This is a genomic window from Brevundimonas sp. Br13 (genome assembly GCF_055391505.1).
Map to the genome: position 1 here is coordinate 676,477 of NZ_AP044008.1, position 13,286 is coordinate 689,762.

The 13,286-nt window shown below is 69.5% G+C and carries 10 protein-coding genes; 7 read left to right on the top strand and 3 right to left on the bottom strand.

Going from position 1 to position 13,286, the window contains the following annotated elements; translation table 11 throughout:
* Positions 1-40 precede the first annotated feature (40 nt).
* From rpe to ACZ5M6_RS03295, 5 genes are all read left to right on the top strand, one after another.
* Positions 41-712, top strand: coding sequence for a ribulose-phosphate 3-epimerase (gene rpe, locus ACZ5M6_RS03275; RefSeq protein WP_228184822.1), 672 nt, complete (start codon positions 41-43; stop codon positions 710-712).
* Positions 709-2,562: a heparinase II/III family protein gene (locus ACZ5M6_RS03280; RefSeq protein WP_464159669.1), complete on the top strand. Its 1,854-nt coding sequence runs from the start codon at positions 709-711 to the stop codon at positions 2,560-2,562. The genes rpe and ACZ5M6_RS03280 overlap by 4 nt, the downstream gene beginning before the upstream one ends.
* Before the next feature lie 89 nt (positions 2,563-2,651).
* Positions 2,652-4,256: a bifunctional phosphoribosylaminoimidazolecarboxamide formyltransferase/IMP cyclohydrolase gene (gene purH, locus ACZ5M6_RS03285; protein WP_464159670.1), complete on the top strand. Its 1,605-nt coding sequence runs from the start codon at positions 2,652-2,654 to the stop codon at positions 4,254-4,256.
* 199 nt (positions 4,257-4,455) lie between these two features.
* Entirely contained in the window at positions 4,456-5,373 is a 918-nt protein-coding gene (locus ACZ5M6_RS03290) for a dienelactone hydrolase family protein (protein WP_464159671.1), read from the top strand.
* A gap of 68 nt (positions 5,374-5,441) precedes the next feature.
* The gene (locus ACZ5M6_RS03295) at positions 5,442-7,706 is read left to right on the top strand and encodes a S8 family peptidase (RefSeq protein WP_464159672.1); all 2,265 of its coding nucleotides are present in this window, start codon (positions 5,442-5,444) and stop codon (positions 7,704-7,706) included.
* Positions 7,707-7,833: 127 nt separating this feature from the next.
* On the opposite strand, the gene grpE is transcribed toward ACZ5M6_RS03295, so the two are convergent.
* Together grpE and hrcA are read right to left on the bottom strand one after the other, a co-directional pair.
* Entirely contained in the window at positions 7,834-8,472 is a 639-nt protein-coding gene (gene grpE / locus ACZ5M6_RS03300) for a nucleotide exchange factor GrpE (protein WP_054764457.1), read from the bottom strand.
* Positions 8,469-9,521: a heat-inducible transcriptional repressor HrcA gene (gene hrcA / locus ACZ5M6_RS03305; RefSeq protein ID WP_183216683.1), complete on the bottom strand. Its 1,053-nt coding sequence runs from the start codon at positions 9,519-9,521 to the stop codon at positions 8,469-8,471. The genes grpE and hrcA overlap by 4 nt, the downstream gene beginning before the upstream one ends.
* A gap of 106 nt (positions 9,522-9,627) precedes the next feature.
* Here hrcA and rph point away from each other — a divergent pair, with 106 nt between their 5' ends.
* Both rph and ACZ5M6_RS03315 read left to right on the top strand, forming a co-directional pair.
* The gene (rph, locus tag ACZ5M6_RS03310; protein WP_152949297.1) at positions 9,628-10,353 is read left to right on the top strand and encodes a ribonuclease PH; all 726 of its coding nucleotides are present in this window, start codon (positions 9,628-9,630) and stop codon (positions 10,351-10,353) included.
* A 61-nt stretch (positions 10,354-10,414) separates the two neighbouring features.
* Positions 10,415-10,789, top strand: a complete 375-nt coding sequence (locus ACZ5M6_RS03315; RefSeq protein WP_464159673.1) for a hypothetical protein — start codon at positions 10,415-10,417, stop codon at positions 10,787-10,789.
* A gap of 129 nt (positions 10,790-10,918) precedes the next feature.
* Here the strand turns inward: ACZ5M6_RS03315 and pnp are convergent, their stop codons facing one another.
* Entirely contained in the window at positions 10,919-13,141 is a 2,223-nt protein-coding gene (gene pnp, locus ACZ5M6_RS03320; protein WP_182714642.1) for a polyribonucleotide nucleotidyltransferase, read from the bottom strand.
* Between the last annotated feature and the right edge of the window lie 145 nt (positions 13,142-13,286).

Genomic DNA, 13,286 nt, shown 5'->3' on the forward strand with positions numbered 1-13,286 from the left:
CGGCTTGCCCCCGTGGGCAAGCCGTCCTATCCGAGGGCCCATGGCCGCACCCCTGATCTGCCCATCCATCCTCGCCAGCGATTTCGCGCGCCTGGGTGAAGAAGTCCGCGCTCTGGAAGCCGCCGGCGCCGACTGGATCCACCTCGATGTGATGGACGGCCATTTCGTGCCCAACATCACCCTGGGTCCCGACATCGTGAAGGCGATCCGACCGCACACCCGTCTGCCGTTCGACGTCCATCTGATGGTCGCGCCGGTCGATCCGTGGCTGGAAGCGTTCCGCGAGGCGGGCGCAGACGTCCTGACCGTCCACCCTGAGAGCGGAGCGCACCTGCACCGCACCCTGGGCCGCATCCGCCAGCTCGGCGCCAAGGCGGGCGTCGTGTTTAATCCCGCCACCCCGCTGTCGATCCTGGAAGAGGTGGTCGATCTGGTGGATCTGGTTCTGATCATGTCGGTCAATCCGGGCTTCGGCGGCCAGAAGTTCATCGACAGTTCGCTGAAGAAGATCGAGACGGCGCGGGCCATTCTGGATCGGGCCGGGTCGGCGGCTCATCTTCAGGTGGACGGTGGCGTGACCTCAGCCAATGCGGGCGCCTGCGTCGGCGCGGGGGCCGACGCCCTGGTCGCGGGCTCCTTCGTCTTCAAGGGCGATTATGCGGCCAATATCGCCGCCCTGAAGTCCGCCCCGAACGCTTCGACCGCCGGGTGAGCCCCTTGGGTCCCTTCGCTCCGCGGCGCGAGGCCGAGACGCCGGACGTCGCTTCGGGCCAGATTCCGGGCCTTCCGGGCGCGCCGGTCCGCACGCCCGTCCGGGCGGGGCAGGCGGCGACCAGCGCCGGTCTTTGGCCCGCCATCGCCGGGCGTCTGATCACCCGTCAACTGTGGATCGAGCTTTACGGCCTTCCCGGCTATGGTCTGACCCTGAGCCCCGTGCTGAGCGGGGGCAAGGTCACGGCCTTCGCCGCGACGCCGCGGGATTTCCGGCCGCACGATCCCGCCCCGGGCAAGAACCTGCTGGTCGGGCGCTTTATCCTGGCCGGCGCCTCCATGGAGGTGGAGCCCCCGTCCGATCCGTGGAACCGACCCAGTCCGTCGCGGCCCTTCGCCGTCGAACTGCACGCCTTCAACTGGCTGCCGGCCCTGATGGCCCAGGGCGAGCGCGGCGCGCGCGAGGCCCTGCGCCTGACCCTGGCCTGGGCTGACGCCTTCGCCCGCTGGTCGCCCTTCGCCTGGGGGCCGGAGATTCTGCCGCGCCGGGTGATCAACCTGGCCTGCGCCGCCCGCCGCATGGGGGCGGTGGCGACCGAGGCGGAACGATTGAGGCTGGCCGACAGTCTGGCGCGCCAGACGCGCCAGCTGTTGCGTCCGCCGGGCGGCCTGGCCACCCGGGCCGAGCGTCTGACCGCCGCCGCCATCGGGGGCTGCGTCCTGGCCGGCGCGCCGGGTCAGGGGCTGAGACGCCGCGCGCTGGGCGGTCTGGCGGGGGCGCTGCGCGTCACGGTTCACGACGACGGTTCGCATGCGTCGCGCAGCCCGGAGGCGGGGCTGGAGCTGCTCTTGGACCTCCTGACCCTCGATGACGCCCTGGCCCAGCTGTCTGAACCGACGCCGCAGCCGGTGTCGGAGGCGATCGACCGCCTGACCCAGGGCTTGCGCCTTCTGACCCTGCCCGACGGGCGGCTGGCCGGTTTTCAAGGCGGCGGCCCCTCGTCGGCCGCCCGTGTGGCCGCCGCCCGAGCCCATGACGAGGCCGCCGCCACGGCGCGCGCAGCCGATCGGACCCATCCCCCCGTCGGCCGGATCGGCGGCTTGGTGCGGATCGCCAGCCCCCTGTTGTCCATCATCGCTGACGCCGCCTCGCCCGCGCGCGGCGCCTGGGGCGCGACGGCCTGCGCCCAGCCCCTGGCGCTGGAGATCGCCTGCGGCAAGGACCGTCTGGTCACCGGCTCCGGCTGGACCCCCGCAGCCACCGATCGTCAGGCCCTGCGCCTGACCCCCGGCCATTCGACCCTGACCCTGGGCGAGCGGTCGCTGAACGAACCCTTGGGTGGCTGGAAGGGCGAGCTTCTGGGACCGCGCCTAGTCGGGCCGCCGATCCATGTGACCACCGACCAGAGGGAAGCCGAGGGGGCGGTCTGGCTGGAGATGGAGCATGACGGCTGGAACGAAGCCTTCGGCCTGAACCACCAGCGGCGCCTGTATCTGGACCAGAGGCTGGACGAGTTGCGAGCGGAGGAGAAGCTGTTCCCGACGCCCGGCCGCAAGGAGGTGATCCGCCAGATCGCGGCTCCCTACGCCATCCGCTTCCATCTGGAGCCGGGGGTTCAGGCCTCGCTGGCGCGGGACCGGCGCTCGATCCTGCTGCGCGGCGCCTCGGGCCGGGGCTGGTGGTTCCGGACCGACGGGCCCGACGTGGCCATCGAACCCAGCGTCCATATCGACGCCGGCCTGACCCGCCGCAGCTTGCAGATCGTGGTGCGCGGCTCGGCCCGGACCGACAGCGAGAGCCGGATCCGCTGGAAGCTGAGCCCAGCGGGCGCGAGCGGCGATCCGAGCTGATCCTCGTCAGAAACCGTCCGTGGGGTGACGAGGCGGCCGTTTGGCGCTAGAGGGCGCGCCATCCTCCCCAAGCCTTCACGGACGCCGCCATGCCCGCCGCTCCCGACTTCCCCCCCGCCCCTGACCGGGTCAAGCCGCAACGCGCCCTGATCTCCCTGTCCGACAAGGCCGGGCTGGAAGACGTCGCCCGCACCTTGAACGACCTGGGCGTCGAACTGGTCTCGACCGGGGGCACCAAGGCGGCGATCGCCAAACTGGGCCTGCCGGTCAAGGATGTGGCCGATCTGACCGGCTTCCCCGAGATGATGGACGGCCGGGTCAAGACCCTGCACCCTGTGGTCCACGGCGGCCTCCTGGGCGTGCGCGACGCGGCCGACCACGCCCAGGCCATGACCGACCACGGCATCGGCGCCATCGATATCGTCTGGATCGACCTCTATCCGTTTGAATCAACCGTTGCGGCGGGCGGTTCGTTCGAGGCGGCGGTCGAGAACATCGACATCGGCGGCCCGGCCATGATCCGTTCGGGCTCCAAGAACCACGGCTATGTCGCCGTCGCCGTCGACGGCGAGAGCATCGGCCTGATCCTTGAGGCGCTGAAGGCGGAAGGCTCGACCGATCTGGCCCTGAGAAAGCGGCTGGCCGCCCGCGCCTTCGCCCGCACCGCCGCCTATGACGCCGCCGTCTCCGCCTGGTTCGCCCAGCAGGTCGAGGACGCCGCCCCGGCCCGCAAGTCGATCGCCGGTTCTCTGGCCCAGACCCTGCGCTATGGCGAGAACCCGCACCAGACCGGCGCCTTCTACCGCACCGGCGAGCGCCGGCCGGGCGTGGCCTATGCGACCCAGGTCCAGGGCAAGGAGCTGGGCTACAACAATATCGCCGACGCCGACGCCGCCTATGAGCTGGTCGCCGAGTTCGAGGCCCCGGCCTGCGTCATCGTCAAACACGCCAACCCCTGCGGCGTGGCCGTGGGCAAGGATCTGTCGGAAGCTTATGCCCGCGCGCTGGAATGCGACGCCGTCTCGGCCTTCGGCGGCGTGATCGCCGTCAACCGGCCGCTGAACGGCGACGACGCCCGCGCCATCACTGGAATCTTCACCGAGGTCGTCATCGCCCCCGGCGCCGACGACGAGGCCAAGGCCGTCTTCGCCGCCAAGAAGAACCTGCGCCTGCTGATCACCGACGGCCTGCCCGATCCGCACGGGCCGGGCGAGGTCTTCCGTTCCGTCGCGGGCGGCTTCCTGGTCCAGAGCCGCGACCGGTCGCTGATCAAGCCGTCGGACCTGAAGATCGTGACCAAGCGCCAGCCGACGCCGACCGAGATCCAGGACATGCTGTTCGCCTTCACCGTGGCCAAACACATCAAGTCCAACGCCATCGTCTACGCCAAGGACGGCCAGACCGCCGGCATCGGCGCGGGCCAGATGAACCGCCGCGACAGCGCCCGTATCGCCGCCATCCGCGCCAAGGAGGCCGGCGAGGCCAAGGGTCTGACCACTTCGCTGGCCGAGGGGTCGGCCTGCGCCTCGGAAGCCTTCTTCCCCTTCGCCGACGGCCTCTTGGAAGCCGTCGCGGCCGGGGCCACGGCGGTGATCCAGCCCGGCGGCTCGATGCGCGACGCCGAAGTCATCGCCGCCGCCGACGAGAAGGGGATCGCCATGGCCTTCACGGGCGTGCGGGTCTTCCGGCACTGACCTCTTGGGGAAGAAGGGCGCTATCGCTCGCGACGCGGTCGCTCGCTGCTTGAGCGGGATTTTGTCCACTACCGCTCGCGACGCGGTCGCGCGCTGCTTGAGCGGCCTGCTTTCCGTCGTTGACGTCCTCGCGTTCGTGACTGGACGCCCCCCGCGCGCCGTGATGGTCTGGCGGTTCCCCCGTTTCTGGAGCCGTCCCATGACCACCCTGATCCGTCCCGAAGGCCAGACCGCCGATGATCTGAAGCTCAGCCGCAGGGCGGTGGGGGCGGTGGGGGCGGTGGGGGCGCTTGGGGGGCTGTTCTTTTCCGGCTATGCGGTCGCCGCCCTGGCCAGGGAGGCCAAGCCGATCACCACCGACGCCGCCGGATTGGAGACGGCGGAGGTCGCCTATCCGGCGCCGGACGGGTTTCAACTGCCGGCCTATGTGGCGCGTCCGGCCGGAGACGGCCCCTTCCCCGTCGTGATCGTCGTGTCCGAGATCTTCGGGGTTCACGACTATATCAAGGACGTCTGCCGCCGCCTGGCCAAACAGGGCTACGCCGCCATCGCCCCGGCCTTCTTCGTCCGGGTCGAGGATCCGGCGCCCCTGTCCGACATGGGCCGGATCATGCAGATCGTGGGCGCGGCGAACTATGAACAGGTGATGGGCGACCTGTCGGCCACCCTGGAATGGGCCAGCCAGCAGCTGTGGGCGCGCGACGGCAAGGTCGGGATCACCGGCTTCTGCTGGGGCGGCAAGGTGGTGTGGCAGGCGGCGGCGCGCTTCGCCGCCATCGGCGCGGGCGTGGCCTGGTACGGCCGTCTGGCGCCGGCGGCGGACGCGACCCCGGCCCAGGTCTCGTCCGGCCAGCCCTGGCCGGTCGATCTGGCCGACGACCTGAAGGCGCCGGTGCTCGGCCTCTACGGCGGCCAGGACCAAGGCATTCCCCTGGCCAGCGTCGAACGGATGCGCCAAGCCCTGGCGCGCGCCGGTCAGACCCAGAGCCGGATCGACGTCTATCCCGACGCCCCGCACGGCTTCCACGCCGACTACCGCGCCAGCTACGCCGAGGCGGAGGCCAAGGACGGTTGGGCCAAACTGCTCGCGGTTTTCGATAAAGCGTTAAAGAATTAGGCGGTTACTGGGTGAAGGCGCGGCGACCGACCGCGCGGCTCGGGAGGAACGACGTGGTCGGAAAACGGTTGAAGCGGACGATTCTGCTGAGCGTCGGTCTTCTGGCCCTGCCGCTGGCGGCCTGCGGCGGGGGTGGCGGCGGAGGAGGCGGTTCCGGTTCGGTGACGCCGGTGATTCCCCCTCCTCCTCCGCCTCCACCACCCCCTCCGCCACCGCCGCCCCCGCCGCCTCCGCCGGCGCCGCCGTCCACCACGTCCGCCGAATATGAGCGCAACTATGGCGTGGCCAATGTGAAGGCTGAGGCGGCGTGGCGGGCGGGCGCCACCGGGAGCGGTGTGACGGTCGCCGTGGTCGATTCCGGCGTCAGCCGAGACACGGCGGATTTGGTGGGGCGGATTTCCGCCGCCTCGACCGACGTGGTTCCCGGCCGTAATGCGCCCTATGTCGCCGACAGCAGCCACGGGACACGGGTCTCCGGGGTGATCGCCTCCAACTTCAACGGCCAGGGCACGATCGGCGTCGCCTATGAATCCACGATCTTGTCGATCCGCACCGACATCTCCGACTGCGAGGAGAAGAACACCGACGTCTGTTTCAGCAGTTCGGACCTGGTCCGGGCCCTGGACTACGCCGTGGCCAATGGGGTCAAGATCATCAACATGTCCCTGGGCGGCGACGGCCGTCTGGGTTCGGCCTTCGAGGCCGCGCTGCTCCGGGCGGTCAATTCGGGGGCGGTGATCGTCGCCTCGTCCGGCAATGACGGCGAGGCCAATCCGGGCTGGCCGGCGCGCTACGCCGTCGATCCGCGCTTCGCCGGGGCCGTGATCGCAGTCGGATCGCACAACGCCGCCAACGCCATGTCCAGCTTTTCGAACAGGGCCGGGGTGGCGGCGGCGGGCTATATCTCGGCGCCGGGCGAGGCGATCGTCACAGGCTGCGATACGACCAGCTGCTGGCGGGTCAGCGGCACGTCCTTCTCGGCCCCGCACGTCGCCGGCGCCCTGGCCCTGTTGATGGACGCCTTTCCCAATCTGACCGGCCGCCAAGCCCTGTCCCTGCTGATAGAGACTGCGCGGGACGCCGGGGACGCCGGGACCGACGTCGTCTATGGCCGCGGTCTTCTGGACCTGGCGCGCGCCTTCCAGCCGGCGGGGACCACTTCTGTGCCCCTGGCGGACGGCGCGACCCTGGTCGCCGCGACGGAGCCCGGCAGTTTTGTCGGCTCGGCCTTCGGCGACGCCTTTGCACGCCAGACGGCGCTCGAGACCGTGCTGTTCGACGGCTATGATCGAATGTTCGCGGTCCAGCTGGGCGGCGCCTATCCGACGGCGCCCAGCCGTTCGTACCAGGCTGCGCCGTTCGAACCCAGCCGCACCGCCACGACCAGCCTCAGCCTGCCCCGCGGCGGGCGGCTGAGCCTGACGGCGGCCCAGCTTGACGAACCGGTCGAGGCGGTGACGGCCCGCCGCGACCTGACCGACGCGCCCTGGCTGGGCGACGAACCCCGCCAGGAGGCCCTGCTGGATCTGGAGATCGGCCGCCTGAACTTCGCCACCTGGCAAGGTCGCGGCGGCGCCGTCTCTCCGTTCAAGGGCGCGGCCGGCGACGGTTTCGCCGCCCTGGCCCAGGCCGATCATGCGGCGCGCGGTCAGGTTCGGCTCGGCGCCTTCACCCTGGCGGCCGAGAGCGGCGGGGGGGACCGTCGCATGCCGCTGCGTCGGGTCGAGGAAGCGGCCTCGACCTACAGCCGCGCCACCCTGGCCTGGCGCGGCGCCGACGGCGGCCTGTCGCTGAGCCTGGGCGCCCTGGACGAACGGCTGGGGCCCTTGGGGGCCTTCATCCCGGGCGGTTCGGACTTCGCCCTGCCGTCGCGGACCCGCTTCTATGCGGTCGGCGGGGACTGGGCCCTGCGACCGGGTCTGGCCCTGCTCGGCGAGGTCGGCGTGGGCGCCACCGAGACCGAAGGCCGTTTCCTGTCGACGGACGGGGCGGCGATCAGCTCCAACTGGCGGCTGGCCCTGCTGACGGGTTGCACCGCCCTGTGCGATCGGATCAGCTTCACCGTCTCACAGCCGCTCCGGATGGAGCGGGGGACCTTCTCGGCCTGGCTGGCGGACGTGCCGGTCGATTATTTCGACCCCCTGACCTATTCGCGTCGCCGCTTCTCGGCGGCGCCCAGCGGGCGTCAGATCGACTTCATCCTGGGCGGCGAACGCAGTCTGAGGGACGGCTCCAGCCTGTCGCTGCAAGCCGTGGCCAGCCGCGAGCCGCGCCACACCGCCGACGCCGCGCCCGAGTTCGCCCTGATCGGGGGCTGGCGACGCCGGTTCTGAGGGGGTGTCGGCGCTGGTGAAGGTGAGCGAGAATTGTGCGGCCTCGAACGTCGTGCCGAACGCCTCGCTCACCTGCCGCTCACCAGCACTATTCACTAGCACAAACCCCCTCAGAGGAGGGCGGTGATCAAGCCTTGCCGTCGAAGGCGTGAGTCTGGGGTTCGCCGCCGCCGCCGCCATAGGGGTTTGACGGCTGGGCGCCCGATCCCTTGGCGGCCACCACCACCATGGCCGGGCGGATCGTGCGGCCGAACAGTTCGAAACCGGACTGCATGGTCTGGACCACGGCTCCGCCCGGCACCGTGTCCGACGGCTGTTCAATCATGGCCTGGTGCAGATGGGGGTTGAAGGCCTCGCCGGCCTCGGGCGCGACCCGCTTCAGACCGTTGGTCTCGAACGCCTGCAGCAGGGCCTTCTGCGTCATTTCCAGACCCGTCACCAGACCGGCCGTGGCGCCCTCGGCCTCCTTGGGCGCGGCCATCAGGGCGCGCTCCAGATTGTCGGCCACGCCCAGCAGATCCTTGGCGAAGCGCTGGATGGCGTAGGCGCGGGCGTCGTTCTGCTGGGCCTCTGAACGGCGCTTCAGATTCTCCATCTCGGCGGCGACGCGCAGGGCGCGGTCCTTCCACTCGTCCCGCTCGGCGATCACGGCGTCCAGCGGCGCCAGATTGTCCGAGGGATCGGCGTCCAGCCCGTGTTCGGCGTTGGCCTGGGCCATGTCGGCGTCCAGTTCGTTGAAATCGTCGTTCTGGGGTTTGTCGCTCACGTTTCTTTCCCGTCCAGCATTCGGCCCAGCACCCGGGCGGTATAGTCCACCAACGGAATGACACGGGCGTAGTTCAGTCGCGCCGGTCCTATGACGCCTATGGCGCCCAGAACCCGCTGTCGGCCGCTCATATAGGGCGCCGCGATCACGGCGGAACCCGAAAGTGAAAACAGACGGGTTTCAGCGCCGATGAAAATCCGCACCCCCTGCGCCGCATCCACCCCGTCCAGCAGGCCGATCAGCTGTTCCTTCTGCTCCAGGTCGTCGAACAGGACCCGCACCCGCTCCAGATCGGCCAGGCCCTCGCCGTCCTGCAGCAGATTGGCCCGACCCCGCACGATCAGGGCCCGCTCGCGGTCCGGCCCGCCGGACCAGGCGGCCAGACCGTCCTCGACCAGCCGGGCGGCGGCCTGGTCCAGCTCGCGCCGGGCGATCTCCAGCTCCTGGGTCATTTCCCGCTTGGCCTCGGCGAAGGGCCGGCCGCGCAGTCGGGCGTTCAGGAAGTTGGAGGCCTCCGCCAGGGTCGAGGGGGTGACCCCCGCCGCCAGGCTCATGATCCGATTCTCCACCGTGCCATCGTCGGCGACGATGACCGCCAGGGCCTGATCGCCGCCAAGCGCCACGAACTCAACATGTTTGACCCCGGCGTCGCGCACCGGGCTGGAGACCACGCCTGCGCCCCCCGCCAGGCCCGACAGCAGATTGGACGCCTCGTCCAGGGCGGCCTCGAAATTGCGGCCCCGGCCGGCCAGGCGGGCGTCGATCTCGCGCCGCTCCTCCTTGGTCAGGTCGCCGATTTCCAAGAGGCCGTCGACAAACAGGCGCAGACCCGCATGGGTGGGAATCCGCCCCGCCGAGGCGTGGGGCGAGGCCAAAAGCCCGGCCAGGGTCAGATCCTGCATCGTATTGCGGATCGAGGCCGGCGACAGGGCGATGCCGCCCAGCGACAGGGTGCGCGACCCCACCGGCTCGCCGGTCTCCAGATAGGATTCGACGATGCGCCGGAAGATGTCCCGCGCCCGCGCGTCCAGCCCCGCCAGCCCCGCCAGGGACTGGCCCGTCGCCGGACCGCCGTCGAACGGCGGGGTTTTGGGGGCATACAGGCTCACGTTTTCAGGATAATCACCGCCGCCCCAGCTTCCAAGGACTCATCTCATGCGCCATTCGCAACGCACCGACGCCCAGCTGCGTCCCGTGACCATCGAGACCGGCGTCAATCGCTACGCCGAGGGCTCGTGCCTGATCAGCTTCGGCCATACCAAGGTTCTGGTGACGGCCTCGGTCGAGGAGACCATCCCCGGCTGGATGCGCGGCAAGGGCCAGGGCTGGGTCACGGCCGAATACGGCATGCTGCCCCGCGCCACCCACACCCGCGGCCGCCGCGAGGCCGCCGCCGGCAAACAGACGGGCCGCACCCAGGAGATCCAGCGTCTGATCGGCCGCAGCTTGCGCGCCGTCGTCGATCTGAAGGCGCTGGGCGAGCGTCAGGTGGTGCTGGACTGCGACGTCATCCAGGCCGACGGCGGCACCCGCACCGCCGCCATCACCGGCGCCTGGGTCGCCATGGCCTCGGCCCTGAACTATCTGCGCGACGAAGGCGTGCTGAAGGCCGACCCGATCCTGGACCAAGTGGCCGCCGTCTCCTGCGGCGTCTGCGACGGGGTTCCGGTGCTGGACCTGGACTATGAAGAGGATTCCGAGGCCGAGGCCGATTCCAACTTCGTCCTGACCGGTTCGGGCCAGATCGTCGAAATCCAGGCCACGGGCGAAAAGCGCGGCTTCACCCGCGCCGAGTTCGACCGTCTGTTCGCCCTGGCCGAGACCGGCTGCGCCGAACTGTTCGCCCTGCAGAAGGCCGCGCTGGAGGCGGTGCGCTCTTAAGGGGTTTCGCGCGTTCAACAGGCGGGTCATCGTGGCTATGACCCTCAGCCCGGAGATGTCGATGCGCCCTTTCCTGTCCGCCTGTTTCGCCCTGTCGGCCGTCCTCGCGGTCGCCGCCTGCCAGTCCGGGGAGGACAGGACCGCGCCCGCTGCGGCCCCCGGTTCGGGGGCGCAGACCGCAGCAGAGGCGGTTACGGGTCCGGCGTCTTCGGATCAGCCTGATACGGGCGCTGAACGAGGCCTCGCAGCCCAGACCGCATGCCGAGCGGATATCGGCGAGGCGGCGGCGTCGCGCCTGGTCGAGCGCTGCATCCAGGTGAGCCCGGCCACCCATCCGCCCTGTAACGCCGACAATCCCTGCGCCCTGATCCAGGGCGAGATCGACCGGTCCTGCAAGCTTTGGGACAAGGACCCGCCCGCCGAATGCCGCTCTTGAGACAGCCGCAGAGCCTGATCGTTCTGGACGGAACCGCTGCGCGACGCCGCCAAAGCCGTGAAACAGGCCCTATGAAAAAGGCCCCGCCGTCGCCGGCGGGGCCTTCGTCATTCAAACCTCAAGCGAGGCTCAGTCGCGACGGCGACGGCCGCGATCGCCGCCTTCGCGCTTGGGACGGCCGCCGGTGTCTTCCGACAGGGGCTCTTCGCCGCGTTCGGCGCGTTCGGCGTTGATCTTGTCGGTGATGTCTTCGCCGGTGGTCTGATCCACGACCTTCATCGACAGCTTGGTCTTGCCGCGGTCGTCGAAGCCCAGGAACTTGACCTTGACCTCCTGGCCTTCGGACAGGACGTCGGCCGGGTTGGCGACGCGTTCCAGAGCGATCTGGGACACGTGGACCAGGCCGTCCTTGGCGCCGAAGAAGTTCACGAAGGCGCCGAAGTCGACGACCTTGACCACCTTGCCGGAGTAGATGGCGCCCACTTCCGGTTCCGAGGCGATGGACTGGATCCAGGCCTTGGCGGCGTCGATCTTCTCCTGGTCGTTGGCGGCGATCTTGATCGTGCCGTCGTCGGCGATGTCGACCTTGGCGCCGGTCTTCTCGACGATCTCGCGGATCACCTTGCCGCCCGAACCGATCACTTCACGGATCTTGTCGACCGCGATCTTGATGGTTTCGATCTTGGGGGCGTGCTCGCCCAGCGAGGCGCGCGGGGCGTCCATGGCCTTGGACATCTCGTCGAGGATGTGCAGACGGCCGGCCGAGGCCTGGGTCAGGGCCTGTTTCATGATCTCCTCGGTGATGCCGGGGACCTTGATGTCCATCTGCAGCGAGGTGATGCCTTCCGAGGTGCCGGCGACCTTGAAGTCCATGTCGCCCAGGTGGTCTTCGTCGCCCAGGATGTCCGACAGGATGGCGAACTCGCCCGACGGCTCCAGGATTAGACCCATGGCGATGCCCGAGACCGGACGGACCAGCGGAACGCCGGCGTCCATCAGGGCCAGGGACGAACCGCAGACCGTGGCCATCGAGGACGAGCCGTTCGACTCGGTGATCTCGGAGACCAGGCGGATGGTGTAGGGGAAGTCTTCCTTCTTGGGCAGCATCGGACGGATGGCGCGCCAGGCCAGCTTGCCGTGACCGATTTCGCGACGACCGGGCGAACCCATGCGGCCGGCTTCACCCACCGAATAGGGGGGGAAGTTGTAGTGCAGCAGGAAGCTTTCCTTATAGGTGCCCTGCAGGCTGTCGATGTACTGCTCGTCCTCGCCGGTGCCCAGGGTGGCGACGACCAGGGCCTGGGTTTCGCCGCGGGTGAACAGGGCCGAACCGTGGGTGCGCGGCAAGACGCCGACTTCCGATACGATGGCGCGGACCTTGTCCAGGGCGCGGCCGTCGACGCGGTGAGCGTTCTCGATGATGTCGCGACGCAGGACCTCGGCTTCGCATTCCTTGAAGGCGGCCGAGAATTTGGAGCTGTCGACGCCCTCGGGGTTCTCGTCGGTCTTCACCAGGGCTTCGGCGGCCTTCTTCTTGGCGGCGTCGACGCCCGAGCGGCGCTCGTACTTGCCCGGATGGGCGTAGGCGGCCTTGATCTCCTCGCCGACCAATTTCTTGATCGCGGCGACGACGTCGGAATGGTCTTCGGCCTGGAAGTCGAACGGCTCCTTGGCGGCGTGTTCGGCCAGGTCGATGATGGCGTCGATCACCGGCTGCATGCCGGCGTGGGCGAACATCAGGGCCTTCAGCATGGTTTCTTCCGACAGCTCCTTGGCCTCGGATTCCACCATCATCAGGGCGTCCTGGGTGCCGGCGACCACCAGATCCAGGTCGGACCCTTCCATCTGATCCACGGTCGGGTTCAGCACCAGCTCGCCGTCGATGAAGCCCACGCGGGCGGCGCCGATCGGACCCATGAAGGGCACGCCGGAAATGGTCAGGGCGGCGGAGGCGGCGACCATGCCCAGGACGTCCGGATCATTCTCCAGGTCGTGCTGCAGCACGGTGACGACGACCTGGGTCTCGTTCTTGAAGCCCTTGACGAACAGGGGGCGGATCGGGCGGTCGATCAGGCGGGAAACCAGGGTTTCCTTCTCGGTCGGACGGCCTTCACGCTTGAAGTAGCCGCCCGGGATCTTGCCGGCGGCGAAGGTCTTCTCCTGATAGTTGACCGTCAGGGGGAAGAAATCCAGGCCCGGCTTGGGCGAACGGCCGTAGACGACGGTGGCCAGAACCACGGTCTCGCCGTAGGTCGCCAGCACGGCGCCGTCGGCCTGGCGGGCGATGCGGCCCGTTTCCAGAGTCAGCGGGCGTCCGGCCCACTCGATCGTCTTGCGTTTGATATCGAACATATTTCGTCTTTCGTATCCCGGACGGCGTATTCCGTGCGGGGTCCCATCATTGGGCGGATGCGTCGGCGTTCAGTCCTTCGATCCAAAGGCCGCCGCGCCATCGCGGAGACCCGGTTGAGGACCGGCTCGGCCCTCGCGTCTGCGC